At 69.1% G+C, this 26,130-nt stretch carries 25 protein-coding genes and 1 pseudogene; 16 read left to right on the top strand and 10 right to left on the bottom strand.

What is annotated here, in order from left to right; translation table 11 throughout:
• The first annotated feature begins 124 nt into the window (after nucleotides 1-124).
• The 12 genes and pseudogenes from OG609_RS19075 to OG609_RS19020 all read left to right on the top strand — a co-directional run bounded on the left by OG609_RS19075 (nucleotide 125) and on the right by OG609_RS19020 (nucleotide 11,861).
• On the top strand, nucleotides 125-607 hold the full coding sequence (locus tag OG609_RS19075) for an ATP-binding protein (protein ID WP_327273934.1): 483 nt from the start codon (nucleotides 125-127) through the stop codon (nucleotides 605-607).
• A 9-nt stretch (nucleotides 608-616) separates the two neighbouring features.
• Nucleotides 617-982, top strand: coding sequence for an iron chaperone (locus tag OG609_RS19070; protein WP_189279658.1), 366 nt, complete (start codon nucleotides 617-619; stop codon nucleotides 980-982).
• A 613-nt stretch (nucleotides 983-1,595) separates the two neighbouring features.
• Complete coding sequence (locus OG609_RS19065; RefSeq protein WP_327273933.1) at nucleotides 1,596-2,684, top strand: serine hydrolase domain-containing protein; 1,089 nt, start codon at nucleotides 1,596-1,598, stop codon at nucleotides 2,682-2,684.
• Nucleotides 2,685-2,980: 296 nt separating this feature from the next.
• Complete coding sequence (locus OG609_RS19060) at nucleotides 2,981-3,148, top strand: alpha/beta fold hydrolase (RefSeq protein WP_327273932.1); 168 nt, start codon at nucleotides 2,981-2,983, stop codon at nucleotides 3,146-3,148.
• Nucleotides 3,085-3,465, top strand: a pseudogene (locus OG609_RS19055) (isochorismatase family protein); the annotation flags it as partial. The gene OG609_RS19060 and the pseudogene OG609_RS19055, both read left to right, overlap by 64 nt.
• A 13-nt stretch (nucleotides 3,466-3,478) precedes the next feature.
• Nucleotides 3,479-3,904, top strand: coding sequence for a GNAT family N-acetyltransferase (locus tag OG609_RS19050; protein WP_327273931.1), 426 nt, complete (start codon nucleotides 3,479-3,481; stop codon nucleotides 3,902-3,904).
• A 199-nt stretch (nucleotides 3,905-4,103) separates the two neighbouring features.
• The gene (locus OG609_RS19045) at nucleotides 4,104-4,838 is read left to right on the top strand and encodes a hypothetical protein (RefSeq protein WP_327273930.1); all 735 of its coding nucleotides are present in this window, start codon (nucleotides 4,104-4,106) and stop codon (nucleotides 4,836-4,838) included.
• A gap of 88 nt (nucleotides 4,839-4,926) precedes the next feature.
• Complete coding sequence (locus OG609_RS19040; RefSeq protein WP_327273929.1) at nucleotides 4,927-6,342, top strand: hypothetical protein; 1,416 nt, start codon at nucleotides 4,927-4,929, stop codon at nucleotides 6,340-6,342.
• Nucleotides 6,343-6,746: 404 nt separating this feature from the next.
• Nucleotides 6,747-9,086 (top strand): alpha/beta hydrolase, encoded by a 2,340-nt coding sequence (locus tag OG609_RS19035; protein WP_327273928.1) that lies wholly within the window; start codon nucleotides 6,747-6,749, stop codon nucleotides 9,084-9,086.
• On the top strand, nucleotides 9,083-9,679 hold the full coding sequence (locus OG609_RS19030) for a hypothetical protein (protein ID WP_327273927.1): 597 nt from the start codon (nucleotides 9,083-9,085) through the stop codon (nucleotides 9,677-9,679). Before OG609_RS19035 ends, OG609_RS19030 begins: the two co-directional genes overlap by 4 nt.
• 111 nt (nucleotides 9,680-9,790) lie before the next feature.
• On the top strand, nucleotides 9,791-10,801 hold the full coding sequence (locus OG609_RS19025; protein ID WP_327273926.1) for a C40 family peptidase: 1,011 nt from the start codon (nucleotides 9,791-9,793) through the stop codon (nucleotides 10,799-10,801).
• A 328-nt stretch (nucleotides 10,802-11,129) separates the two neighbouring features.
• A complete protein-coding gene (locus tag OG609_RS19020; RefSeq protein WP_327273925.1) occupies nucleotides 11,130-11,861 on the top strand; it encodes a phosphatase PAP2 family protein in 732 nt (243 codons plus the stop codon).
• Nucleotides 11,862-11,973: 112 nt separating this feature from the next.
• Here the strand turns inward: OG609_RS19020 and OG609_RS19015 are convergent, their stop codons facing one another.
• Together OG609_RS19015 and OG609_RS46210 are read right to left on the bottom strand one after the other, a co-directional pair.
• On the bottom strand, nucleotides 11,974-13,608 hold the full coding sequence (locus tag OG609_RS19015; protein ID WP_327273924.1) for an FAD-binding oxidoreductase: 1,635 nt from the start codon (nucleotides 13,606-13,608) through the stop codon (nucleotides 11,974-11,976).
• A gap of 68 nt (nucleotides 13,609-13,676) precedes the next feature.
• Nucleotides 13,677-13,865 (bottom strand): hypothetical protein, encoded by a 189-nt coding sequence (locus OG609_RS46210; protein ID WP_442817979.1) that lies wholly within the window; start codon nucleotides 13,863-13,865, stop codon nucleotides 13,677-13,679.
• Between the two features lie 133 nt (nucleotides 13,866-13,998).
• On the opposite strand from OG609_RS46210, the gene OG609_RS19010 reads away from it, so the two are divergent.
• Nucleotides 13,999-14,904: a hypothetical protein gene (locus tag OG609_RS19010; protein WP_327273923.1), complete on the top strand. Its 906-nt coding sequence runs from the start codon at nucleotides 13,999-14,001 to the stop codon at nucleotides 14,902-14,904.
• A 144-nt stretch (nucleotides 14,905-15,048) separates the two neighbouring features.
• Complete coding sequence (locus tag OG609_RS19005) at nucleotides 15,049-15,243, top strand: hypothetical protein (RefSeq protein ID WP_266359403.1); 195 nt, start codon at nucleotides 15,049-15,051, stop codon at nucleotides 15,241-15,243.
• Nucleotides 15,244-15,335: 92 nt separating this feature from the next.
• On the opposite strand, the gene OG609_RS19000 is transcribed toward OG609_RS19005, so the two are convergent.
• Nucleotides 15,336-15,674: a metal-sensitive transcriptional regulator gene (locus tag OG609_RS19000; protein WP_266359401.1), complete on the bottom strand. Its 339-nt coding sequence runs from the start codon at nucleotides 15,672-15,674 to the stop codon at nucleotides 15,336-15,338.
• Nucleotides 15,675-15,874: 200 nt separating this feature from the next.
• Between OG609_RS19000 and OG609_RS18995 the strand changes: the two genes are divergently transcribed.
• The gene (locus tag OG609_RS18995; RefSeq protein WP_114245730.1) at nucleotides 15,875-16,495 is read left to right on the top strand and encodes a DUF47 domain-containing protein; all 621 of its coding nucleotides are present in this window, start codon (nucleotides 15,875-15,877) and stop codon (nucleotides 16,493-16,495) included.
• 5 nt (nucleotides 16,496-16,500) lie between these two features.
• Nucleotides 16,501-17,499, top strand: coding sequence for an inorganic phosphate transporter (locus OG609_RS18990; RefSeq protein WP_327273922.1), 999 nt, complete (start codon nucleotides 16,501-16,503; stop codon nucleotides 17,497-17,499).
• 270 nt (nucleotides 17,500-17,769) lie between these two features.
• On the opposite strand, the gene pstB is transcribed toward OG609_RS18990, so the two are convergent.
• The 7 genes from pstB to OG609_RS18955 all read right to left on the bottom strand — a co-directional run bounded on the left by pstB (nucleotide 17,770) and on the right by OG609_RS18955 (nucleotide 25,866).
• Nucleotides 17,770-18,546, bottom strand: a complete 777-nt coding sequence (pstB, locus tag OG609_RS18985; RefSeq protein WP_093899726.1) for a phosphate ABC transporter ATP-binding protein PstB — start codon at nucleotides 18,544-18,546, stop codon at nucleotides 17,770-17,772.
• Nucleotides 18,547-18,574: 28 nt separating this feature from the next.
• Nucleotides 18,575-19,660, bottom strand: a complete 1,086-nt coding sequence (pstA, locus tag OG609_RS18980) for a phosphate ABC transporter permease PstA (RefSeq protein WP_327273921.1) — start codon at nucleotides 19,658-19,660, stop codon at nucleotides 18,575-18,577.
• On the bottom strand, nucleotides 19,657-20,652 hold the full coding sequence (pstC, locus tag OG609_RS18975) for a phosphate ABC transporter permease subunit PstC (RefSeq protein WP_327273920.1): 996 nt from the start codon (nucleotides 20,650-20,652) through the stop codon (nucleotides 19,657-19,659). Before pstC ends, pstA begins: the two co-directional genes overlap by 4 nt.
• Nucleotides 20,653-20,836: 184 nt before the next feature.
• Complete coding sequence (gene pstS, locus OG609_RS18970) at nucleotides 20,837-21,973, bottom strand: phosphate ABC transporter substrate-binding protein PstS (RefSeq protein WP_327273919.1); 1,137 nt, start codon at nucleotides 21,971-21,973, stop codon at nucleotides 20,837-20,839.
• 242 nt (nucleotides 21,974-22,215) lie between these two features.
• Nucleotides 22,216-22,614: an NUDIX hydrolase gene (locus OG609_RS18965; protein ID WP_327273918.1), complete on the bottom strand. Its 399-nt coding sequence runs from the start codon at nucleotides 22,612-22,614 to the stop codon at nucleotides 22,216-22,218.
• Between the two features lie 11 nt (nucleotides 22,615-22,625).
• Entirely contained in the window at nucleotides 22,626-23,624 is a 999-nt protein-coding gene (locus OG609_RS18960) for a CHAD domain-containing protein (protein ID WP_351265352.1), read from the bottom strand.
• Nucleotides 23,611-25,866 (bottom strand): RNA degradosome polyphosphate kinase, encoded by a 2,256-nt coding sequence (locus OG609_RS18955; RefSeq protein WP_327273916.1) that lies wholly within the window; start codon nucleotides 25,864-25,866, stop codon nucleotides 23,611-23,613. The genes OG609_RS18960 and OG609_RS18955 overlap by 14 nt, the downstream gene beginning before the upstream one ends.
• Nucleotides 25,867-26,130 lie beyond the last annotated feature (264 nt).

The following is a 26,130-nucleotide window of genomic DNA, read 5'->3' as shown; positions in this document are numbered from 1 at the left end:
CCTTGCAGCAGCCTAATCTCTGACTCAGGCCACCCGCCCGGAAGTACCCCGCTCGACGGAGCGGCCTCGTCACCGGGTAATCGAAAACCCATGATTCAACTTCCCTCCGTGAACGGAGATTTCCATGGCCAGTGCCACGGTAACCCCGCCCTGGACGTACACCCTCCAACTCCCGCAGGATCCCCGCGCCCCCGGCGTGGCCCGCGCCACCCTCCGCACCATCCTGGGCGTCCACGGCATGCGCGAACTCACCGAGACCGCCGAACTGCTGGCGAGCGAGCTGGTCACCAACGCCTACCTGCACTCCTCGGGCGCATACTCCCTGCGCCTGCGCGATGCCGGGCGCAGTCGTATCCGGCTGAGCGTCTGGGACACCAACCCGCACATCCCCGCCCCGTTCCGATGGACCGCCGAGGCCCCGGCGGAGCTCGCCGAACGAGGGCGGGGGCTCTATCTCGTCACCCTCTACGCGGAGAGCTGGGGCGCGTACCCCATGCGCGGTGGGCTGCCGGGGCAGGGCGGGAAGCTGCTCTGGGTGGAGTGCGCGGCCAAGGGGGAGGACGAGGGGGAGCGCGGGCCGGGCGACAGATGTACGGGACGGGCATAGCCTCGTTGCATGGTGCGGAGCGAGGCGAAGGACGTGGCCGGGTATCTGGCCGAGGTGCCCGAGGAGCGCAGGGACGCCCTGACGAGGCTGCGGGAGTTGTGCCGGGCGGAGCTGGCCGGGTTCGACGAGGTCATGGCATATGGGATGCCCGCGTACGAGCGGGACGGCACCGCGGAGATCGCGTTCGCCTCGCAGAAGCAGTACATCTCCTTCTACCTGATGCGCAGCGACGTGCGAGAGGCCTTCGCGGAGCGCCTGGCCGGGCAGGACATGGGGAAAGGCTGCCTGCGCTTCCGTAAGACGGCGGCGATCGACTACGACCTGGTGCGGGATCTGCTCCGGGCGACGGCGGCGGAGCCGGGCGCGGTCTGCTGAGCGGGTGCGCCATCACGCCCTTGACCGACGGAAATTCAATGGCGGTGCGTCGCGCGATCGCGTAGGAAGGTGCCATGAGTACCTCTACATCCTGAAGCGTAAGAACCTCTCACCCAAGCAGTACGACGCGCTCGTCGAACCGTTCGTTGGCCTCGGCGTGGAGATCCCGCCCCACCCGACTGGGAATCCGGCGCCTGAGACCACCGGCCGCGCCACCTGCGATCCGTCACCGACGGCAACCGCGAGGCCGACGGCTCCGGTCCCCACCACCGCCACGTCCGCCGGCTCACGCATGGCCCCCGTTCACGGATCCTCGCCTCTGCGTGGCCCATGTCGTCATCTGCTCATGATGGCGGGGGCGACTGAGGGCGGTCGCGGGCTCGGAGGGCAGCGTTGTGGCTTGCTCCACCGCGGGGCCGGAGGGGATACCGGCGACACGCGATCCGCGAGGTGACGGAATGTACGTCGCGGTCAACGGATCGGCGGCCGACGCGAGTTGGGCGACGCTCTCGCCGCGGCTCGTGTGGTCAGGGTAAATCGGTTGCTCGCAGGCGGACTGGTGTCGATCATCATTACCGATGACGGGTGAGTTTTCTTCTGTGAGGGGTCTGCGGTGACGATTGTGACGAGGGCTGACGGACTCGATCCGGCTTACCTGGAGGAGGCCATCTCCGCAGTGGCGCAGGGGAAGGGGTTCTCCGGCACGGTCCGTGTCACGCGTCACGGGGAGCCGGTATTCACCCGCGCGTTCGGGATGGCGTCACGGCGGTGGTCCATACCGAACACGTGCGACACGCGATTCCGGGTGGCGTCGGTGTCCAAGATGTTCACAGCGGTGGCCGTCCTGCAGCTCGTCGAGCGGAAGCAGGTCCGCCTCGACGACGCGCTGGTGGGCTTCGTGAAAGAGCACATGCCCCAGCTCGATCCGCGTGTCACGGTCCATCACGCCCTGACGATGACGGCGGGCATCGGCGACTGGTTCGAGGAGGGCAGCGCCGACTGGGAGGCCGAATGGGCCGCCCTGACCTCCTCCCACCCGCTCTACCTGCTGCGGAGCAACAAGGACTACCTGTCGCTGTTCGCCGGCAAGCAGCCTCACTTCCCTCCCGGGGAGCGTCATCTGTACAACGGCGCCGGCTACATCCTGCTCGGCCTGCTCATCGAATCGGTGACCGGCCGCTCCTTCGAGGAGGTTATTGCCGACGACGTATTCGCCCGTGCCGGAATGAGCGCGGCAGGATTCCCGGCCCTGGACGACCTGGGGCCGGACATCGCCGAGGGATACCTCACCACCGCCGGCAGCCCCACCCCGTACCGGACCAATCACTACGCGACCACCCCCGGGGCCGCCGCCGACGGAGGGGCTACCTGTAGCGCCGCCGATCTGACGGCCTTCGCCCACGCACTGCGCCACGGGCGGCTGCTGAACGAGGAGACCACACGACTGGCGCTGACCCCGCAGGTCGACGAGCGTGAGGAGAAGGTCCGCGGCTACCGGTGGATGTACGGCTTCGGCCTCACCCACATCCTCGACGACGAAGGAACCATCGTCCGCTGGGGCCACACGGGCGAGGAGGACGGGGCCAGTGCCCGCCTCTATCACTACCCGCAGCAGGGCCTGGACGTCGCCGTCCTCGGCAACATCAGCTGGTGCGCCGGCGACATGGGGTGGGCCATCCACGACGCCCTCGTCGGCAACTGAACAGCCGCGTCCCGCGACGGCGCTGAGCTGATGTAGGGTCTCGCGGCTCGCTGCATATGCCGACGCTCTGACCTGGGTTGTCTCGTCGCTGCACAACCTCGTCAGCCGGGGCCAGTCCCAGCGGCAGCTGCATTTCCTCGGTCAGCGGCGCCGGGCCGACGGGGGAGGTTGAAGCGACGACCCCGAGGGCACCGCCTGGCTGCCTCCGCGAGCGTAGCCAGGCGGCGCACCGTGGCGCGCGCCCGTCACCTGCCCCCGACGTCCTGGACCGCCTCTCACACGACCCCAACCCTCAGGTGCAGTCCAACCTCGCCTACTTCTGCGAGGACGCCATGGCAGGCCGCCTGGCGAAACTCGTCCCCGGCGGGCACACTGCCACGGTGTCGGCGGCCGCGCACTACCCGAGCATGGAGAACCCGTTCCGCTTCAGCGCCGAACTGACGTCGTTCCTGGAGACCGTGTGAGCAGCGACCTCGACGTGGTGCTCAGGGCACACGCCATCGACAGCCTCGTCCTCACCGGCATCGCCACCAGCGCCGTGGTGCTGCACACCCTGTGCCAGGCCAACGACCTGGACTTCGACCTCACCGGCATCGCCACCAGCGCCGTGGTGCTGCACACCCTGTGCCAGGCCAACGACCTGGACTTCGACCTCACCGTCCTCGCCGACGCCTGCCTGGACACCGACTCCGAGGTTCACCGGTTCCTCACCGAGAAACTGTTCCCGCAGTGGGCGGACGTCGTCACCGTCGACGACTGGCTCGCCCTTTCCGGCAGCTGATCGCACCGAGGCCATGGCGTGGCTGGAGCTGCGCGAGGGCGGCTGGGACCGCGGTGCCGCCACCTTCGCCGTACTGGGCGCGGCCGACGGCGCCCTGCTGGGCGCCGTTCGTCTGAGCTGGGTCGACCGCGCGGACGGCCTCGCGATGATCGGCTACTGGACACTCCCGGCCGCTCGTGGACGGAGCGTGGCCACCAGAGCGACCAGAGCGGTGACCAGCTGGGCCTTCGAGACGGCCGATGCCCGCCGGATCGAGATCGCCCATGCCACCGGCAACGAGGCCTCCTGCCGGGTGGCCCACCGCTGCGGTTACCTTCCTGAGGGCACACTGCGCGACTCCCACCGCTACGGCGACGGGGCGTACCACGACGAGCACCTGCACGCCCGCCTGGCGGCCGACCCGGAACCGGCCGACCTCGCGGGCGGGCCGATGGCCTGAGGCAACCCGGCCCCCTTCCGCGATCAGCTCGGTGGCTCGGATGTGGTGGGCGAACGGGCCATGGCGTCCAGCCAGGCCGCGAACGAGGGGAAGTCCGGGGCCGAGGCGGCCAGGTCCTCGGGGAACTGCTCCCGGCCACGGCGGCGGGGCCCGGAGCGGTGCTGAGGAGACTCGGCAGATCCACTTACGCACCGCAGGCGTGGCCTGGTTGAACCAACTCCACGCGGCTCGGACATCGCGCTGGCAGTCTTGGGCCGTACTGATCTCCGGATATGAAGACGACCCGCTGGTGGCGGGGGAGGATCTCCTCTCCCGCCCGGGCTTCTGGGCCGCGTACCTGATGTGGATGGGCGAGACGGACGACGAGGACGGTGAGCCGGACACGGGGTGGTTCGGTGCGGACGAGGCCGATCTCGACGAGGCGTACGAGAAACTGGTGGACCAGGAACGGTGGCCGGTCTTCCGTATCCCGTTCGGCGGTGGTCACAGCGTGGTGGTGGTGAACCGCAACTTTCCCGATGACCAGGGGACGGAATACTTCGTCTCCCATCCCGACTGGGGGCGTCGGCACGGTCATCTCGCCACCCTGGATGGGCATCAGGCCGGGCCGGGGCTGTCCTGGCAGGAACTGAGCCATATCGCGAACACGACTTGCGACCCGAACTCGCCCGGAGTCCATGACCCGTACGCCCGGCTGCTGCTTCTGTTGCCCGCGCTCGGTGACGAGGATCTGCCGGGCGACGCGGAGGAAGCGGTGAGCGCGGCGCTGGTCCGGGCGGCCGGTACGCCGGTGGCCGAGGCCGTGCGTGTTGCGGCTCGGCTTCTGCTGGACCATCCCCTGTGGGAGCCGGCCGCTGGGAGATACCCGGACCGTCGCCGCTCAGCGGCGGTGAGCCGTCGTTCGACGGCATCCTTCAGTGCGACGGTTCGATGAGTCCGCGGTGCGGGCTGCGCCTTGCCCGGGGGATCACCGTGGCGCAGAGCGAACGGCTTGCGCGGGTGCTGGGGACGTGGCCTGCCCTATGAGTTCCTTGGCCCGTCACCACGAGGTCGCACTCCAGATGCTGTCGTGGAACCCGGCCGCGCCCGGCAGCGTGCTGCTGCGGCTGCTCGGCTGCGACGACCGGCAGGTCAGAAGCAACGTCGCCCAGCGCAAGGATTTGCCGCCGGAGGTGGTCGAGGCGATCCTCAGCCACCCGGATCGGGGTGTCAAGAGGGCTTTCGCGGAGAGCTGGAACGCCGACCCGGCTCAGCGTGCCCGGCTTCTCGACGATCCGTCCGCGACCATCAGCCTCATCCTGGCCATGGGGCCGAATCCGTACCGGATGCCGGTGGAGCCGCTGCCGGACTGGGCGTACGAGCGGCTGCTCACCCATTCACGGGACACCGTCCGCTACGAGACGGCTGCTTCCGCCAGTGTCCCGGCTCATGTGCGGGCCGGGATGGCGGACCATCCCGAGCCATTCTTCCGGCGTATGGCCTGCCGCGCGTGGGACCAACTAGAGGATGCTGCACGGGAGTCGTTGCTCAACGATCAGGACTCGGAGGTCCGGCAGGCCGCCGCGCTGTGCGTGTGCCGCGACGACGAGGAGCGGACCGCGTGGCTCGTCGAAGCCCTCGCGGAGTCGTGGCAGCTCCAACGGCTGCTCGCGGTGGGCCGGCTCAGTCGCGAGCTCGCCGAGCGGCTGATGGCCGAGGGCGACCGGCTGTCGTCGCTCGCCGAGAACCCTTCGCTGCCTGCGGACCTGGTCGCGCGACTCGCCGTCAGCCCGGATCCGCGCGTACGGCTCGTTGTCTCCGCACGTCCCGAACTGACCGAGGACGAACGGGCCGCCATCGACTACACCGTCGGTCCCGAGGACCGGTTGGACCCCCTGGCGTGGGTGCGGGAGGCCCGTGAAGACATGGATGTGCTGCGGCGGTGCGCGACGTCCGCGCATCTGTGGCTGCGGCGGAGCGCCGCCACGTGCCCCGGGCTGCCGCAGGAACTGGTGGAACTCCTGGCCAGGGACGAGGATTTCGCCGTACGGCTGCTGCTGTGCGAAGTCCATCCGGAACCACCACCGGAGCTGCTGCTCGACCTGTTCCTGAACGGGGAGCACCGCGCCGTGATGATGCTCGCCTCCAAGCCCGGCTTCCCCTCGGAAGGACTCGCGGCCCGGTTTGCCGACTCCTGCGACCCGAGGAGGCGGCGGCTGGCCCTGCGTGATCCAGGGCTGGGGGCGGAGGCCCTGGACAGACTCAGCCGCGATCCGGAGACACGGGGGACGACAGCTCGGGATCCGCGTCTTGCGCCGTCACGGATCCGAGAGCTGCTGGCCGATACGGACACGGTCGGCTCCGTCGCGGGAAACCCTGCCCTCCCCGTGAAGGACATGCACGAACTCCTCGACCTGGCCGGGGTGCCGGTGTCCGGCCAGGTCGCACGCTCCGGGTGACGAACGCCCACGTCGTTGCCGAAGGCGACCACGAGGTGGCCGTCGGCGTTCGCCGGGGTCTCGTGTGCGGTGATGGGTTCGCCGATGGGTGGGCTTATGGTCCGCCGGAGCTTACTGACGTTACGTCAGTATCCCCAATGGCCCATATCCGGCCAGTCGGTGGGGGGAAGGGACGGGCTGGCCACCTGGGACTTTGAGTCCTGCATTGGGCCCTGGGGCCCATGCCGCGCCCAGTGTTGGTGTGGTCGCATACAGAGACCGGGGGAACTGTCGCTGCGCCCACTCACAAAGCTGGGAGACCCGTCGTGTCTGGCATACGAGAATTAGCGGTACCGGGTGGCGCCGGCATAAGCGCCGCCGCCGCCCGTCCGGGCAGACAGTCGTTGTCGCGCCCTCTGCAAGCGGTGCTGATTCTCGTACGGCTGCTCTTCGTCGTCACCGTCGTGGGTGCGATCGACGCGCTGGTCGTGGCCTCGTCCGTCGATGCGGTGGACGGTCACCTGCTGGGCATGGTGCTGTACGCCGCACTGCCCGGCGTCACCGGATTCGTACTGTCTCTGTACATGCGGACCGGCGGGGTCTGGATCTGGCGCGGGCTCCTCGCCGTACACGTCTGGCTCACCCTCGGCGCCCTGGCGACACTGGGCGAGGGCACCGGCGGGCAGGGCGTCTCGCAACTGGTGATGCCGGTTGTCGTCCTCGTCCTGTTGTTCCGGGCCGGCTCGCGCGAATGGTTCGGGCTCAGTCCTGAACAGCGCGCCGAGCACCGGTCGTTCAGCATCGCGAGGATGATCAAGTGGCGTCGGGACGCCGGTCAGACCGCGATGGAGTACCTGGGCATGATCCTCGTGGTCGTGGCCCTCATCGGTGGGCTCGCGGCGACGGGCATCGGCGGGCAGCTGACCGGGGAGATCCGTAACGCCATTTGCCAGCTGACCGGAAGCGCCTGCCCGGCACCCGATGTCGACGTGGTCGCAGGCGAGGGCACAGGTACGGGTAACGGCGGCGGCACCTCGACCGGGGGCGGATCCGATTCCGTCGGCGGTGCGGGATCCGAGGGCGCGACCGTGACCGGGGGCACGGGGTCCGGCGGCTCGGACACATCCGGCGGCTCCGCCTCATCCGGCGGCTCCGCCTCATCCGGCGGCTCTGCCGCATCCGGTGGCTCCGGCAGCTCCGGTGGCTCCGGTGGCACAGACAGCACTGGCGGCACCACCGCATCCGGCGGCTCCGACACCTCCGGTGGTTCCAGCGGCTCGGCCAACGGCGATTCTTCTACGCAGGTCGACGCGGGTAGACAAAACTCGGACACCAACTCCTCCCGCCCCTCGGACGGCAACTTCCTCACCGGCGTCGTCGGCGACGGCGGCCTGTGGGGCGACGTCAGCGGTGTCGTCGACACGGTCGCCCACCCCGTCGACACCGCCAAGGGCATCGCCGACCAGTACGCCCAGGCCGCACGGGGCGCCGGCGACAAGTGGAACAAGGGCAAGTACGTAGCCGCCGCCTGGGACATGACCAAGGCATCCGGCGGGGGCGGCGGCGCGGTCGCCGGGCTGCCCGGCTCCGGTAGCCGCGTCGAGGCGGCGGTACGGGACGCGGAGCGCGACTACCTCAACGACCGAATTCCGCGCAATGCGACTGCGGCCCAACGCAAGGACTGGTGGAACGGGCTGACGCAGCAACAACGCGATCAGTACCTGGAGCTCTCCCCGGACAAGATCGGCAATCTGGACGGCATCCCGGTGGCGGACAGGGACGCGGCCAACCGGAAGAACCTCCCGGACCTGATTTCGAAGCTGGAGGGGAAGACCGACTCCAAGTCGAAGGACCAGCTGGCGGCGTTGAAGGAGATCGACCGGCAGCTGCAGGAGGGGAGCAAGCCGCCGATGTACCTGATCGGCATCAGCGACGAGGGCAACGGGCGGGCGATCGTCTCCTACGGGAATCCGGACACGTCGAAGAACGTGTCGGCGTATGTGCCGGGGCTGAACACTTCCCTCGACGAGGAATTCGCGAAGAACGATCTCAAGCGTGCCCGTGACACGGCGATCGGCGCCCAGGGTTACGACTCGTCCACCGCGTCGATCGTCTGGCTGGGATACGACGCACCGCAGACGCCGGACGGGCTGCACAGCCTGGCGGTCGCGGGCACCGGCCGCGCGGAGAAGGGCGGCGTGGCCTACAGCGACTTCATGGGTGGCATCGCGGCCACCAATCAGAACAAGGACCCGCACATCACGGCCATCGGGCACTCCTACGGTTCACGTACCGTGGGCGCCGCGACGCAGCGCGACGGTGGTATTCCGGGGGTGGACGACATCATTCTGGTAGGCAGTCCGGGGGTGGGCGTGGACCGCGCCGTGGACCTCGGTGTCGGCAGCGGGCATGTCTTCGTCGGTGCCGCGGCCAACGACCCGGTGACCAAGCTCCCGTCCAAGACGCAGACCGTCGTGGGTGCGATCGGGATGATTCTGGGAGGGCCCGCCGGTGCATACCTCGCCGGAGACCTGGCCGACCCGGGTGACGACGACCTCTGGTTCGGCAAGGACCCGGCGAGCAAGGCCTTCGGGGCCAGGCGATTCCCGGTGGCCCCCGGCCAGCCTCTGATCAGTACCGGCGGTGTGAGCTTCGACGCGCACTCCAACTACTTCGATCCGGTACGGGACGCCATGTCGGCGGACAGCATCGCTCTGATCGTGTCGGGACACTCCGACAGGCTCAAGATGGAGGAACAGCGATGAAGCGAAGGCTCCAGATCGTTGCGGTGGCCCTGGCTTTCGGCTTCGCACTGTCCGGCTGCGGCAACGACAGCGGACAATCGAGCGGCAGCGGGAGCGCCGGGACCACCAAGAGCACCAAGAGCACCAAGGAGAGCGGCATGGACATGCAGGAGGCCGCCGAACGGTCCGACGGCATGCTCGACGCCGTACTGAAGGAGATCGACCCCGAGGTGCAGTGGGCGCACGGCCCGACGACGACGGGCAGCTGCGATGTGACGCGCAGGCGCGCCGTGATGACCATCGTGTCGGCGGAGCGCCGGCAGAGCTTCCTGGACCAGGTCGAGAAGTTCTGGCGCAAGAGTGATTACCGCATCAAGGCGAAGAACAACGACAAGGAGTTCCCAGCGGTCTACGCACAGACGAAGGCCGGCTTCGGCATCAGTGTGAGTTTCCGCGGCGAGGGGCAGGCGTTCTTCGAAGCGGACAGCCCCTGCGTGAAGGAGTCGAAGGTCGCCGACTCCGCCTCCAAGCCGAACGGCCCTGCCTACGAAGGGGTCTACCCCCTTCCGCGTCCCAACGTGCACTCCGACTACTGGTCCGCCGGAGCTGCCTGAGGGCCGGTCAGTGCGCCGAAGTGGCCGGTCGACGGCCCTGATGACCCGGAAGATTCGTACACACCCGCGAAAACACTCATGAACCCGGCCCCGATGGGGGATGGTTGAGGGGTGCGGAAATTCTGGGTGGTTGGTGGCATCGGCGTCGGCATGGCCATGTGCTTCGTGGCGCTGCTCGTCGTCGGTACGTACTCCGCCGCTGCCGGACTGGTCAGTTCCGGCAGCAGCGGAGCCGTCGCGCTGGCGAAGGGGGCCGTGCCCGCGAAATACCAACCCCTGGTTCAGAAGTGGGGCAACCTCTGCCCCGCCATCAACCCGGCCCTGCTGGCCGCCCAGCTGTACCAGGAGAGCGGGTGGAACCCCCGGGCCGAGAGTCCCGCCGCCGCTCAGGGCATCGCCCAGTTCATCCCGGGCACCTGGGCCGGTCACGGGATCGACGGGGACAATGACGGGGACCGGGACGTATGGGATCCGGCCGATGCGATTCCGTCCGCCGCCTCGTACGACTGCGAACTGGCCGGGTACGTGAAGAAGGTGCCGGGGGATCAGACGGACAACATGCTGGCCGCGTACAACGCCGGCGCGTACCGGGTGATCCGGTCGGGCGGGGTTCCGGACATTGCGGAGACGCGGAACTACGTCACCGTCATCCGGTCCCTGGAGAAGAGCTTCGCCCGGCCCGTCGGACGGGTGCAGCCCTCGCAGCAGGCGGCCGGGGCGATCTACTTCGCGCAGAAGAAGCTCGGTACGAAGTACCTGTGGGGCGGCAACGGCACGGCCGAGCAGGGCGGGCGGTTCGACTGTTCGGGGCTGACCCAGGCCGCGTATCGCACTGTGGACATCGAGCTGCCCCGGGTGGCGAACGATCAGTACAACGCCGGGCCGCACCCCTCGCGGGACGAGCTGCTCCCGGGCGACCTGGTGTTCTTTTCGGACGATCTGAACAACTCGCGGGCCATCCACCATGTGGGGCTGTACGTCGGGGGCGGGTACATGATCAACGCTCCGTACACCGGGGCCGTGATCCGGTTCGACAAGATCGACACCCCCGACTACTTCGGCGCGACGCGCGTGACCAAGGACGGGGCCGCGGCCCTTCCGACCGCCCTCCCGGCGGCGTGACGCCGGGAGGGCGGTGGCCGGAACTCTCCGTGAAGCCTCGGCCCTGAGCTGCGACGATGAGTCACTCTTCGATAACGTCATGGTGATCATTCGATGGAGAGTGGAACGTACGCACAGGGCCCGTCGTTCCCTGGGTGGACCGGGCAGTGGTGCACCGACCATGCGGCGCCGACCGGGGAAGACCTCAGGGACAGAGCCGCCACGCAGTACTGATCCGCGCATTACCGATTTACCGATCCACGCAGTGATCGAACCGATACGGGGGTTCGTCAAAGCGGTGCACATGGGTGTGGACCGCGGCAGCAGACAAGGCAAGGGGCCGCAGCAGATGGCTGGACTCGCACTGGATGGGTCGAACCCCGACGTCAGCCTGCTCTACGACATCAATGGACTCGCGAAGTCCGCTCCCACCTGGTTCGACCGGGTCATGGAGTTCGTCGGCGAGTACGGGATCATGCTCGGCATGGTCCTGGTGGTCCTGTGGTGCTGGTGGAGCGTCCGCCGGCGCGGCACGGCCGATGATTCGGTGACGGCGGTCGCAGGGATCGTCTGGGCGCCGCTCGCCGCCGGGATCGCGCTGCTCATCAACATCCCGATCCGCGGCTTCGTGGAGCGGCCGCGTCCGTTCCGGGATCACCAGGGGCTGGATGTCCTGGTGGACGGGAAGAACGACTTCTCCTTCGTGAGCGACCACGCCACGATGGCGATGGCTCTGGCCGTCGGGCTCTTCGTGGCCAACCGGAAGTTCGGCATCGCCGCGATCGCGCTCGCCCTGCTGGAAGGCTTCTGCCGGATCTACATGGGTGTCCACTACCCGACCGACGTCATCGGCGGATTCGCGCTCGGCACGGCAGCCGCTCTGCTGCTCGCCCCGCTGGCGATGATGCTGCTGACCCCGTTGGTGGCGGCCGTCTCCCGTTCGGACCGGCTCGGGTGGCTCGTACGGTCGCGTCGGCCGGAGCCGTCGGTAACGGCGGACGGGCGGGCCGGGGCGTTCGGGATTCCCGAGCCGCGGCCGGGGACCGGCGGCGGGGACGGCGAGAAGGACCTGGCCGCGTAGGAGGCGGCCGGGACCATCGGTGGTCGGGGCCGGGGTTGTGGCCGGACGCCGGACGCCGGGCCCGTGGCCATACGGCATGCCCGTGACCGAACGGCACGGGCATCACCGTACGTCAGAGGGCCTGCGGGAAAGCGAAGAGGCGGCCGGGGTCGTACTGCTTCTTCAGCTGGGTGAGACGGTCGGCCGCCGAGCCGTAGTAGGCCCGGCGCCAGTCGGTCAGCGTCGGGTCCGTGTAGTTCTGGTACGCCGCTCCGGACGCGTACCGGCGCAACGCCGCGTGGGTGTTTTTCAGCCAGTCCTGTTGGGCGCTGCCCGCAGTGCCGGGGCTCCAGGCACCGATGTACTGGGCGAGTACGCGTGAGCGGCGGTGAACGAAGGCCGTCGCCTGCGGGGAGACCCGGTTGATCGCCCCGCCGAGTGCGGTGAGCACGATGGAGCCGCCGCCTCCGCCCTGGGTGACGGGAATCCGGGTGAACGCCTCGGCCCGGTCGAGCAGGGCATTCACGCCCGCCGGGGGCAGGGAGCGGTCGTAGAAGTCGGACGCGGCGGAGTACGTCTCGCGCTGGAGCGTGCCCTGTGGGGTGCGGCCGGGCGTCGTGCCCGGCAGATGGCACTGGGCGTCGGTGATGCCCGAGCAGCCCGCGTATACGAGCATCGACTCCTGGTAGCTGCGGCGGCGCAGCGAGACGGAGGACGCCGAGGCACCGATCCGGTCGGCGAGGCGGTCGACGGCGTTCTGCAGGTCGCCGTAAGTACCGAGGCTGAACGCGGCCACCGAAACGGTCGGGTGGCCGCCGCCCGGGCCCGCGGCGAGATGCGCCGAGGACCAGATCTCGTCGGGCTGGGACGGTCCCCACTCCTGCCAGGCCTGGATGACGGCCCGGGCGCGCGACCACGGCCAGGACATGTACGCGGTGACGGTCTGCGGGGCCGGGCGGGTACGGAACGTCAGCTCGGTGACCACGCCGAAGTTGCCGTTGCCCGCGCCGCGCAGCGCCCAGAAGAGGTCCGGGTGGTGTTTGGCGTCCACGGTGAGGGTCCTGCCGTCGGCCGTGATGACGGTCGCCGCGGTGAGGCTGTCGCAGGTGAGGCCGTACGCGCGGGAGGCGACACCGTGGCCGCCGCCGAGGGTGAGGCCGGAGATGCCGACCGTGGGGCAGGAGCCGCCGGGGATCGTCAGACCGTGGCGGGCGAGGCCCCGGTAGACGCCGATGAGCTTGGCGCCCGCACCGATCGTGCCGTTCCTGTCGACGCGGGACAGTGACGAGACGTCAAGGACGAGGCGTCCGCTGCCGCTCGACCAGCCGGCGTAGGAATGACCGCCGCTGCGGATGGACACGGGGGTGGCGGTGCGACGGGCGAAGGCCAGGCACTCGCGGATGTCCGCCTCGTGCTTGACGTATGCGACGGCGGCGGGCTTCTGACCGTCGAAGCGGGTGTTGTAGAGCTGACGGGCGGTCGGGTAGGCCGCGTCCTGGGGTCGTACGAGGGTGCCGTCGAGGCTCTTGGCCAGGGCGGACCAGTTCGCCGGGCCGGAGGGGGAGAGTTTCGACGGGACCGATGAGGCCGGTGAGGCAGGAGCGCTGCCGCCCGTGGTGCCCGACGTGCCCGAGGAGTTGTCCCCGTCGCCGGTTCCGGAACCGGAGCCGGATGCGCCGCTGCAGGCGGTCGCGGTGACGCCGGTGAGTGCTGCTGCGGCGCCCGCAGTGAGCAGGGTGCGCCGGTCGGGCAGGGGCGGCAGGTTCATCGGACCTCCGGGTCGTGGCGCTCAGGGCCGGTCGGTGGGGGAGAGGTCAGGAGAGTGGAACGAGGAAGTCAGGGCGCCGCGGTGTGTTCCGCGGCGTCCGTGCGGGCCCGGTCCCGGGAGCGGCGGGCCGGCCCGGACCAGCCGCAGCTGCAGCGGGCGGTGCAGAACGAGCCGCGTTCCACGGTCGTGGGCTCGTGCCCCAAGGACGCGGGGGTGGGGGGAGTCTGCGGGACCTCATCGGTGTGTTGGACATACACCCGTCCACGGTACTGGGCACGGCCACCCGGCGGTGTGGCGTACGGGAGCGGCGTGACGGGGGACACGGGCTGTCGTTATGCGGAACGGATGGGGGGCTCGGGCAAGCGGTACGTCGTTGGGGGTTGGCAGGCGATGGTGGTGCAGCAGCACAGGTCCGGAGGCGGGGCACGCGCTGTCTGCGCCCTTGCCGTGGTGGGCGTGATGGCGGCGACCGCCGGATGCTCGGGCGGCGGTGGCGGCGGCGACTGTGCCATGGCCGATGAACGGGGCGGGGCCGACTCCCTCGACGCGGTCCACCGCGCGGCCGCGGTGCTCGCGGGGACGGTGAGTGGGACCGGGACGGGGACGATGACCGGGGCCGGAGCCCGGTCCGTCGCCGGAAGTGCCGAGGTGCGTACGTCGATGGAGACCGCGGCGGGCGGGACGCGGGTGACGATCAGGGGTCGGGGGACGTACGACTTCCGCAACCAGGTGGGCCGGCTCGAGGTCGTGCTGCCCGAGGACGCCGCCGGCGAGGACGAGCACCGTCCCATCACCGAACTGCTGGCCCCCGGTGCGCTCTACATGATGAACCGCGGCGCCGGAGTGCCCGCGGACAAGTGGGTCAGGATCGACACGACGACCCTGGAGGACGGCAATCTGGTCACCGGCGGAGTGACCGATCCGATGGCCGCCGCCGAACTGCTGCGCGGGGCGCGGCAGGTGACGTACGTAGGAAGGACCGAGCTCGCCGGGGTGGCCGTGCGGCACTACCGGGGGATCTCGGACATCGGCCGGGCGGCGCGCGAGGCCTCGCCGAAATCGCGCGGGGCACTGGCCGCGGCGGCGAAAGGGTTCCACACGGACACGGTGCCGTTCGACGTGTATCTGGACGATCAGGGGCGGCTGCGCAAGGTGCGCCACCGGTTCAGCTTCGCCAACGAGGGGCCGGCGGTGGAGGTGGTGTCGACGACGCTGCTGTACGGATTCGGGGTGCCGGTCTCCGTACGGCTGCCGGACGATCGCGACATCTACACGGGGAAGATCCGACAGAGATAGCCGGGCGGCACACGGGCGAGGGCACGGACGAACGCGGGGGCGTAGGCATGCCGGCGGGCGCGAAATGGTCCGTCCGTGCCATGCGCGGCGCGTGGTCCGCTCCCTACGCTAGGAAGTCGGCGACGGCAGTGAGAGGTGAGTGACGTGGTGACGCTCGGCACGCGGACCGTATCTGACCATGTGGCCCTCGCCGAGATCGAGCTCTGCGGTGAGCTGATGATCGCCGCGTCGGCCGCGATCGGGGAACGGCTCAGTGCGGACCGTATCGACGAGGTGCTGAACGTCCGGGTGATCACCGAACGAACCGCCGTCCCCCGGCAGGCCGACCACCGGGGGTGAGTGCGGGGCCCCGCCCCGCATCAGACCCTGCCCCGCACCGGGCATCTCCCGCCGGCACCAGGCATCCTTCCCGCACCGGGCATCTCCCCGTATCAGGTACGGAGCAGGCGGGCGATGGCCTTCGTGGCCTCCTCGACCTTCGCGTCGATCTCCTCGCCTCCCTTGACCGCCGCGTCGGCGACGCAGTGCCGCAGGTGCTCCTCCAGCAGCTGGAGCGCGAAGGACTGGAGCGCCTTCGTGGACGCCGAGACCTGGGTGAGTATGTCGATGCAGTAGACGTCCTCGTCGACCATGCGCTGCAGACCGCGGATCTGGCCCTCGATCCGGCGCAGCCGCTTGAGGTGCTCGGCCTTCTGGTGGTGATAGCCGTGTATACCCCGGTCGTGGTCGGTGACGACCGGTTCCGTCTCAGCGGCCTCGGTGGTGGTCATTGCTGCCTCCCGTTTTCCCTTTACCCTGCCGTTCATATACCCCTGGTGGGTATATTCTAACGAATTCTGCCGAACCGTGACCGGGGGCCCGTGCTGATCACAGTGCCCGATGCGCGACACTGAAGAATGCCCGTTAGCCGTGGCCGGATGATGCGCCTAGCATCAGCCTGACCGAATCCAAAGCACCCCGAGGACCCCACGTGCGCTTTCGTCTGACCCCCAGGGAGACGAGCTTCTATGACATGTTCTCCGCATCCGCGGACAACATCGTCACGGGCTCGAAACTCCTGATGGAACTGCTCGGGGCGGACTCTGCCTCCCGAGTCGAGATCGCGGAGCGCATGCGGGCAGCGGAGCACGCGGGGGACGATGCCACCCACGCGATCTTCCACCAGCTGAACTCCTCTTTCATCACGCCATTCGACCGCGAGGACATCTACAACCTCGCATCGTCGCTCGACGACATCATGGACTTCATGGAGGAGGCCGTCGACCTGGTCGTGCTGTACCAGGTCGAAGAACTCCCCAAGGGCGTGGCGCAGCAGATCGAGGTGCTGGCCCGGGCGGCCGAGCTGACCGCCGAGGCGATGCCGGGTCTGCGGACGATGGACAACCTCACCGAGTACTGGATCGAGGTCAACCGTCTGGAGAACCAGGCCGACCAGATCCACCGCAAGCTGCTGGCCCATCTCTTCAATGGCAAGTACGACGCCATGGAGGTGCTGAAGCTCAAGCAGATCGTGGACGTGCTGGAAGAGGCCGCCGACGCGTTCGAGCATGTCGCCAACACGGTGGAGACCATCGCGGTCAAGGAGTCCTGAACCACGTGGACACCTTTGCGCTGATCGTGACCATCGGTGTCGCGCTCGGCTTCACTTATACGAACGGCTTCCACGACTCGGCGAATGCCATCGCCACGTCCGTCTCCACCCGTGCACTGACACCACGTGCGGCACTGGCGATGGCCGCGGTGATGAACCTTGCCGGCGCATTCCTCGGCAGCGGTGTCGCCAAGACCGTCAGTGAGGGTCTGATCGCGACCCCCGAGGGGGACAAGGGGATGGGAATCCTCTTCGCCGCGCTCGTCGGTGCGATCATCTGGAACCTCGTCACCTGGTACTTCGGGCTGCCGTCCTCTTCCTCGCACGCGCTGTTCGGCGGCATGGTCGGTGCGGCGCTCGCCGGCGGGACACTGGTGCACTGGGACGGGGTGCTCGACAAGGTCGTCATCCCGATGTTCCTCTCGCCGGTCATCGGCCTGGTCGTCGGCTATCTGGTGATGGTCGCGATCATGTGGATGTTCCGGAAGGCCAACCCGCACAAGGCCAAGCGCGGCTTCCGGATCGCCCAGACGGTCTCGGCCGCGGGCATGGCGCTCGGTCACGGTCTGCAGGACGCGCAGAAGACGATGGGTGTCGTCGTGATGGCCCTGGTCATCGCCGATGTCGAGAGCCCGAGCGACCCGATTCCGGTCTGGGTGAAGCTCGTCTGCGCGCTGATGCTCTCGCTGGGTACGTACGCGGGTGGCTGGCGCATCATGCGGACGCTCGGCCGGAAGATCATCGAGCTGGACCCGCCGCAGGGGTTCGCCGCGGAGACGACGGGCGCGTCGATCATGTTCGGCTCGGCGTTCCTGTTTCACGCGCCGATCTCCACGACGCATGTGATCACCTCGGCGATCATGGGTGTGGGAGCCACGAAGCGGGTGAACGCGGTGCGGTGGGGCGTTGCCAAGAACATCATCCTGGGGTGGTTCATCACGATGCCGGCCGCGGGGTTGGTCGCTGCCGCCAGTTACGGGGTTGTGGTGCTGCTGTTCGGGTGACGGGGCGGTGGGGTGGCCGGGGTCGTCCGGTGGCCGCTTCGTCCTTTGCCAGGCGCGATCGTGGTGGTACGGAAATGGGGCCGCCCCTACTCCCTCTGCGGGGAGTAGGGGCGGCCCCTTCGCCTTGTGGTGGCACCGCCATGCAGCACCTCAAGGCAGTCTGGGGACGAGGCCGGTTCGCCGGAGGGGTGAGGCGGTTCGCCGGTGGAAACCCACCACCGGGCGTAACCACCCACGCCCCCGGCCCACGTCAGCCCCGTTGCCGGGTGACTATCCGAAGCGTCCCGAGATGTAGTCCTCGGTTGCCTGAACGGACGGGTTGGAGAAGATGCGTTCCGTCTCGTCGATCTCCACGAGCTTGCCGGGCTTGCCGACCGCCGCGAGGTTGAAGAACGCCGTGCGGTCCGAGACACGGGCCGCCTGCTGCATGTTGTGCGTCACGATGACGATCGTGAAGCGCTCCTTCAGCTCGCCGATCAGGTCCTCGATGGCGAGGGTGGAGATCGGGTCCAGGGCGGAGCACGGCTCGTCCATCAGCAGCACCTCCGGCTCGACCGCGATCGCGCGGGCGATGCACAGGCGCTGCTGCTGGCCGCCGGAGAGACCGGAGCCGGGCTTGTTCAGCCGGTCCTTGACCTCGTTCCAGAGGTTGGCGCCGCGCAGGGACTTCTCGACGATGTCCGACAGCTGGTTCTTCTTGTACGAGCCGTTCAGCTTGAGGCCCGCCGCGACATTGTCGAAGATCGACATGGTCGGGAACGGGTTCGGACGCTGGAAGACCATGCCGACCGTGCGGCGCACGGTGACCGGGTCGACGTTCGCCCCGTACAGATTCTCGTCGTCCAGCAGCACCTTGCCCTCGACGCGGCCACCGGGGGTGACCTCGTGCATACGGTTCAGGGTGCGCAGGAAGGTGGACTTGCCGCAGCCGGACGGGCCGATGAAGGCGGTCACGGAGCGGGGCTCCACGGTCATCGAGATGTCCTCGATGGCGAGGTGGGAGCCGTAGTAGGCGGACAGGCCGCTGACGTCGATGCGCTTGGCCATCTGAATCACTGCTTCTTTCGTGCCGCGGTCAGCGGCCGGTCTTCGGGGCCTTCCAGCGGGCGATGCCGCGGGCCACCAGATTGAGGATCATGACGAAGGCGATCAGGACCAGGGCGGCGGCCCAGGCACGGTCGTACGACGGCTCGCTGCCGATCTTGTACTGCTCCCAGATGTAGAACGGGAGCGAGGACTGTGCACCTTGGAAGGGGTTGGGGTTGATCAGCTGGCTGCCGAAGACCAGCAGCATGATCGGCGCGGTCTCGCCGGCGATCCGGGCGATCGCGAGCATCACACCGGTGGTGATGCCGCCGATCGCGGTGGGGATGACCACCTTCAGGATGGTGCGCCACTTCGGGATGCCGAGGGCGAGCGATGCCTCGCGGAGCTCGTTCGGGACGAGCTTGAGCATCTCCTCGGTGGAGCGGACCACGACCGGGAGCATCAGGATCGACAGGGCCAGCGAACCCATCAGGCCGGATGGCTGGAGTTCCGCCATCAGCATGATCGACAGGATGAAGAGACCGGCGACGATGGACGGGATACCCGTCATCACGTCGACGAAGAACGTGACGGCCTTGGCGAGCGCGCCCTTGCCGTACTCCACCAGGTAGACGGCGGTCAGCAGGCCGATCGGGGCGGAGATCAGGGTGGCGATGCCGACCTGCTCCAGGGTGCCGATCAGCGCGTGGTAGACGCCGCCGCCCGCCTCGATGCCGGGGACACCGGCCATGGAGTGGGTCAGGAAGTAACCGTTGAGGACCTTGGCGCCGCGGCTGACCGTCGTCCAGATCAGCGAGAACAGCGGGACGACGGCAAGGAGGAAGCACACCCAGACGACGCTGGTGGCGAGGCGGTCCTTGGCCTGGCGCTGGTTCTCGACGACCGTCGTCGTGACGTACGAGATGACGACGAAGAGCAGGGCGGAGAGCAGTCCCCACTGGGTGTGGCTGCGCCAGCCCGCCGCCGCGCCGATGCCCACGCCCAGCGCGATCGCGACGGCCGCGAAGGCGAGGGGGGCCCAGCGGGGCAGGGCCCGGCTGCTGAGGCTGGTCTTGCGTGTGGACGCCATCGGGGTGGGGCGTTCCTGGATGCCGGTGTTGGCTGCCTGGCTCATGCGTTGGCCCCCGAGTATTCCTTGCGGCGGGCGATGATCAGCCGAGCCGCGCCGTTGACCAGCAGGGTGAGGATGAAGAGCACGAGGCCGGAGGCGATCAGGGCGTCGCGCCCGTACGCGTCGGCTTCGTCGAACTTCGCGGCGATGTTCTGGGCGAAGGTTCCGCCACCCGGATTGAGCAGATGCCCGGAGATGAGGAAGCTCGGCGACAGGACCGTGGCGACGGCCATCGTCTCGCCGAGCGCACGGCCCAGGCCCAGCATCGAGGCGGAGATCACGCCGGAGCGGCCGAAGGGGAGCACCGAGAGGCGGATGACTTCCCAGCGGGTGGCGCCGAGGGCGAGGGCGGCTTCCTCGTTCGTCTTCGGGACCTGGAGGAAGACTTCGCGGCTGACGCTGGTCACGATCGGCAGGATCATGATCGCGAGCAGGATGCCGACGGTGAAGAGCGAGCGGGCGACGCCGACCTCGGTCTTCTCGAAGAGGTAGGTCCAGCCGAAGAACTGGTCGAGCCAGAGGTTCAGGCCCTCCAGGTACGGGACCAGGAAGAGGGCGCCCCAGATGCCGTACACGATGCTTGGCACTGCGGCGAGCAGGTCGACGACGTACGCGAGGGGCGCGGCCAGCTTGCGCGGCGCGTAGTGCGAGATGAACAGGGCGATACCGACAGCGACCGGGACGGCGATGGCCATCGCGATGACCGAGCTGACGATCGTGCCGAAGAGGAGGACCGCGATGCCGAAGACCGGCGGGTCACCGGCCGGGTTCCAGTCGAAGGTGGTGAAGAAGTTGCCTTCGTCCTTGGACACGGCGAGCGCGGCGCGGTAGGTGAGGAACACGGCGATCGACGCCATGATCACGAGCAGCAGAATGCCCGAGCCCCTTGCGAGGCCCAGGAAGATCTTGTCGCCCGCGCGCCCGGTCCTGGGCCTGGCGCGCTTGCGCGCCACCGACGGTGCCGGCGGCGTGTCTATCGGTGTGGTGGAAGCCATGGTCTTTCCGGTCTGTGTGGGGGAGCGGTGGGCTCCCCTGGCGGCGGTGCACCGGATGGGCGGTGGCGGGCCGGTCCGGAGGGGTGCACCGGACCGGCCCGCCAGGTGTTGCTGACGTTGCTACGGGTGTTGCTGGGTGGTGCTTGCGTGGCTTCGGGCTGCGTGCCCCGGCTGCGTGCCTCGGTTACGAGAGGGAGGCGATGGTCTCGCGGACCTTCGCGTTGATCTCGGTCGGGATCGGCGCGTAACCGGCGTCGGTGAGGAGCTTCTGGCCCTCGTCACCGGCGGTGTAGTTCAGGAAGGACTTGACCGTGGGCAGGGTCTCGGCCTTGTTGCCCTTGTCGCAGACGACCTCGTACGTCACCAGGACGATCGGGTACGCACCCTCGGCCTTGGTGGTGTAGTCGAGGTCGAGCGCCAGGTCCTTGCCGGTGCCCTTGATCTTGGCGGCGGCGATGGCCTTGGAGGCGTTCTCCGGGGTCGCCTTGACCGGGGTGGAGCCACCGGTGTTGATGTCGACGGTGGAGATCGACTGCGAGGTGGCGTAGCTGAGCTCGAAGTAGCCGATCGCGCCGTCGACCTGCTTCACCTGGGCGGCGACACCGGAGGAGCCGGACGCGGCCTGGCCACCGGGGGCCGGCCACTTCTTCTCGGCCTCGTACTTCCAGTCGCTCGGGGCGGCTGCGCCCAGGTACTTGCCGAGGTTCTGCGTGGTGCCGGAGTCCTCGGAGCGGTGGAAGGGCTGGATGACCTTGTCCGGGAGCTTCGCGCCGCTGTTGAGCTTGGCGATCGCGGGGTCGTTCCACTTCTTGATCTTGCCGTCGAAGATCTTGGCGAGGGTGGGGGCGTCCAGCGTGAGGCTGTCGACGCCTTCCAGGTGGTAGCCGATGGCGATCGGGCCGCCGACCATCGGGAGGTTGATGCCCTGGCCGCCCTTGCAGATCTTCTTCGACTCGGCGACCTCTTCGGGCTTCAGCGCCGAGTCGGAACCGGCGAAGCCGACCGTGCCCTGGTTGAAGGCGACGATGCCTTCACCGGAGGAGGACGACTTGTAGTTGACCTCGACGCCCGAGCAGCCGGCCATGTAGTTCTTGACCCAGAGGTCCATGGCGTTCTTCTGCGCGCTGGAGCCGGAGGCGAGCAGCTGGCCCTTGGCGTCGTCGCACTTGATGTTCGACGCGGCGCTCGTCTTGCCGCCGTTGCCGCCGGTGGACCCGTCGCTGTTGTTGTCCGAACCGCACGCCGTGAGGACCAGGGCGCCGGAGACGGCGAGGGCACCGAGCGCGGTGGCACGAAGCCGGTTCTTGCGCTGAAGCTTCACTTTTCGGGTGTTCCTTCCAGGAGCCGCCGAGGTCTTTTTCGTTCTACGACGGCGCGCGATGTGGTGGGTGCTTCGGCGTTGCGCCGCGCACCGTGCACTGCCGAAGTTAGGCAGAACAGGTGAAGCGGTTTACGGGGAAGAGTGAACGGGAGGTGAACCGTGTCGTACGGTGCGGTTCTGAGGGCCCCGTCCGGGGCGAGGGGCTTGTCCTCGACGCCGGACGGGCTCGATCCTCGTCCCGGTCAGGTGCTCGGCAGGCCGGCGAGCAAGGCGTCCAGCACATCCCGGTCGTGCGGCCGGGTGAGGCGGGTACGGGCCGCCGCCGGGGAGAGCCAGCTCACCCGGTCGACCTCTGCGTTCGGTACGAAGGCGCCACCGGTCGCCTCGGCCGCCCAGTAGGCGACCTCCTTGGGGCGTCCGTTCACGGCGTACCGGACCGTGGGCAGCGGGGCACCCGGTGCGCAGTGGTGGCCCGTCTCCTCCAGGACCTCGCGCCGGGCGCCGTCCAGCGCGGACTCGCCGCGCTTCAGCTTGCCTTTCGGATGCGACCAGTCGTCGTAACGGGGTCGGTGGACCAGACAGATCTCCAGCTCGCCGGAGTGCTGCGCCCGGCGCCACAGCACACACCCCGCAGCGAGCACAGGCCCGCTCCTCACGGTGCGATCACCGCCGCGGTCGCGTACGGCCAGCTCTCCCGGAACACACCGCGCGCCGCCTCCACCTCGTGCCGCTGATCGGCGTGGAGCACCCCCAGGGCGTACGCGGTCGCGGGCGCGATCCGGGGCGTGCGGGCCGCCGATGCCGCTGCCGCGGCCGCCTCCGACGCATCCCGGTGCAGATCGAGCGCGTGCCCCGGCGCGACCAGGACCGGATCGGGGGCGCCCCGTACCACCTCGTGGGCGTACCGGTGCAGGCGCAGCAGCAGCCGGGTCCGGTGCCAGGGCGCGTCCTGCGCCTCGTTGTACGGCTCGACCGCCTCGTTCGAGGGGAGCGCGGCCACCGCACCGAGCAGCTGCTGTTCGGCCCGGTCGGCGGGCCCGTGCAGCATCTCCTCGGCCGGAGCCGTGGCTGCCGCGGCGAGCGGCACCTCGGAGGCGAGCAGCGCGACGGCGTCGGCCACCGCGTGGAAGCGGGAGGAGCCGAGCGCCTGGAGCGCCGCGGAGTGGGCGCGGGTCCGGGCGAGGGTCAGCTGCCGTTCGAGCAGCGCCCCGGCGCGGGCCGCGCCGACGCCGAGGGCGGCGCGCTCCTTGTCACCGGCGGCATCGGAGCCGGACCCGGTACGGGCGGTGGGCAGTGAGGTGCCGGACAGGGCATGGAGAGCTTCGAGGAGCCGGTTCAGCCGGGTCGCGTAGGCGTGCTCCCGGGCCAGGGTGCCCGACAGCCAGGCCAGCTCGGTGCGCAGCTGCTCGGCCCAGGCCGTGTCCAGCGCCGCCCGGAAGGTGTGCAGCGTGCCGCCGATCCGGCGGGACGAGCGGCGCAGGGCACCGGCGGCCGCCTCGGCGGCGTGGGTTCCGGCGTCCGTGGGGGCGCTGTTCTCGCGGTGCAGGCGCAGGCTGCGCAGGAATTCGGCGGCCTGTTGTTGCAGGTAGGGCGCGAGCACCGCCCCTGCCGTAAGGTCCGCCTGCGTCGTCTGGTGGTCATGGCGTCGCACGCCGGCGCCTCCGGGCGTCAATGAGCATTTCCTGTACGTGCCGCAGCGGTTGGCCGTCCGCGTCCGTGGCGTGCCGGGTCCAGTTCCCGTCGGAACCGAGGTGCCAGGAGGAGGTGGTGTCGGCCATGCCGGTCTCCAGGAGCCGGCTGAGCGCGGCGCGGTGGGCGGGGTCGGTGACCCGGACCAGTGCTTCGATCCGGCGGTCGAGATTGCGGTGCATCATGTCGGCGCTGCCGAACCACACTTCGGGTTCGCCGCCGTTGCCGAACGAGAAGATCCGGGAGTGTTCGAGGAAGCGGCCCAGTATCGAGCGGACCCGGATGTTCTCGGAGAGGCCGGGGACGCCCGGGCGGATCGCGCAGATGCCGCGTACCCAGATGTCCACCGGTACGCCCGCCATGGCGGCCCGGTAGCAGGCGTCGATGATCGCCTCGTCGACCATCGAGTTGACCTTGATGCGGACATAGGCGCTGCGCCCGGCCCGCTGGTGCGTGATCTCCTTGTTGATACGGGCGATCAGCCCGTCGCGCAGTGACTTCGGGGCGACCAGGAGGCGGCGGTAGGTCTCGCGGCGGGAGTAGCCGGAGAGCCGGTTGAAGAGGTCGGAGAGGTCCGCGCCGACCTGCGGGTCGGCGGTCAGCAGGCCGAGGTCCTCGTACAGCCTGGCGGTCTTGGGGTGGTAGTTGCCGGTGCCCACGTGGGCGTACCGGCGCAGTGTGTCGCCCTCCTGGCGGACGACGAGCGAGAGTTTGCAGTGGGTCTTGAGGCCGACGAGCCCGTAGACGACATGGCAGCCGGACTCCTCCAGCTTGCGCGCCCACTTGATGTTGGCCTGCTCGTCGAAGCGGGCCTTGATCTCGACGAGTACGAGGACCTGCTTGCCGGATTCGGCAGCGTCTATGAGGGCTTCCACAATCGGGGATTCGCCCGAAGTCCGGTACAGGGTCTGCTTGATGGCCAGGACGTCGGGGTCGGCGGCGGCCTGCTCCAGGAACGCCTGTACGGAGGTGGAGAACGAGTCGTACGGGTGGTGCAGGAGTACGTCGCGCTCGCGCAGGGCGGCGAAGACGTCGGGCGCGGAGGCGGATTCGACCTCGGCGAGATCGCGGTGGGTGCCCGCGATGAACTTGGGGAACTTCAGCTCGGGCCGGTCCAGGGACGCTATGCCGAAGAGCCCGGTGAGGTCGAGCGGTCCGGGCAGCGGGTAGACCTCGGCGTCGGACACCTTCAGCTCGCGTACCAGCAGGTCCAGCACGTAGGGGTCGATGGACTCCTCGACCTCCAGGCGGACCGGCGGGCCGAAGCGGCGCCGCATGAGCTCCTTCTCCAGGGCCTTGAGGAGGTTCTCGGCGTCGTCCTCCTCGACCTCCAGGTCCTCGTTCCTGGTGACCCGGAACATGTGGTGGGCGAGGACCTCCATACCCGGGAAGAGCTCTTCGAGGTGGGCGGCGATGACGTCCTCTATGGGCACGTACCGCTGCGGCGACGCCTCCAGGAAGCGGGTCAGCAGTGGCGGCACCTTGACCCGGGCGAAGTGGCGGTGGCCGCTGACCGGGTTGCGTACGACGACGGCGAGGTTGAGCGAGAGACCCGAGATGTAGGGGAAGGGGTGCGCCGGGTCGACGGCGAGGGGGGTCAGCACGGGGAAGACGCGCTGCCGGAAGAAGGTGAACAGGCGGGCCTGTTCCTTCTCGGTCAGCTCGGGCCAGCGGATCAGCTGGATGCCCTCCTCGGACAGGGCGGGGGCGACGTCCTGCTGGTAGCAGGCGGCGTGCCGGGCCATGAGCTCGCGCGAGCGGGTCCAGATCTGGTCGAGGACCTCGCGGGGCTGGAGTCCGGAGGCGGAGCGGGTGGCGACACCGGTGGCGATACGGCGCTTCAGTCCGGCCACCCGGACCATGAAGAACTCGTCCAGGTTGGAGGCGAAGATGGCGAGGAAGTTGGCGCGTTCGAGGAGGGGCGTCGCCGGGTCCTCGGCCAGTTCGAGCACCCGTTCGTTGAACGCGAGCCAGCTGCGTTCCCGGTCCAGGAAACGGCCGTGGGGCAGTTCGCTGCCGTCGACGTCGGGTTCGTACGCGTCGACGTCGGCGTCGATGTCGGGATCGAGGTCGGCCCGGGTCGACAGTATGGCGCCGTTGGACGCCGACGAGGCGACGGCGTGCGGCCGGTGCGCGGCGAGCGAGCCGACCGACGGCTGCACGGCGGGCTGGACCGGGACCTCGGAGCTGGGCTGCTGGCTCATGGCCCTATTCTTCCGCGCCGGGGGCTTCGAGGGCGCGCCGGAGGACGCGGAGATCACGGGAAACCCACGGTTCGCGTGGTTCGCACGGTCTCTGCCGGGATTTCTCCCGTTGCGGGGGGTCGGCACAGCTGGCTGCATCCTGAGAGGGTCGCAAGCCCTTCTGAATGGCTGGTAACGGCGACATGACATGCAGGAAGCGGTGTGCCGTGGGCGGATTGGTCATATGAGCAGTGTCCGGGCCCCCCGAAGGCCCGGACACGATGC

This window comes from Streptomyces sp. NBC_01224 (assembly GCF_036002945.1).
Taxonomy (GTDB): domain Bacteria; phylum Actinomycetota; class Actinomycetes; order Streptomycetales; family Streptomycetaceae; genus Streptomyces.
The sequence above is the reverse complement of the archived record's forward strand: the minus strand, read 5'-3'. Positions and strand labels throughout refer to the sequence as shown.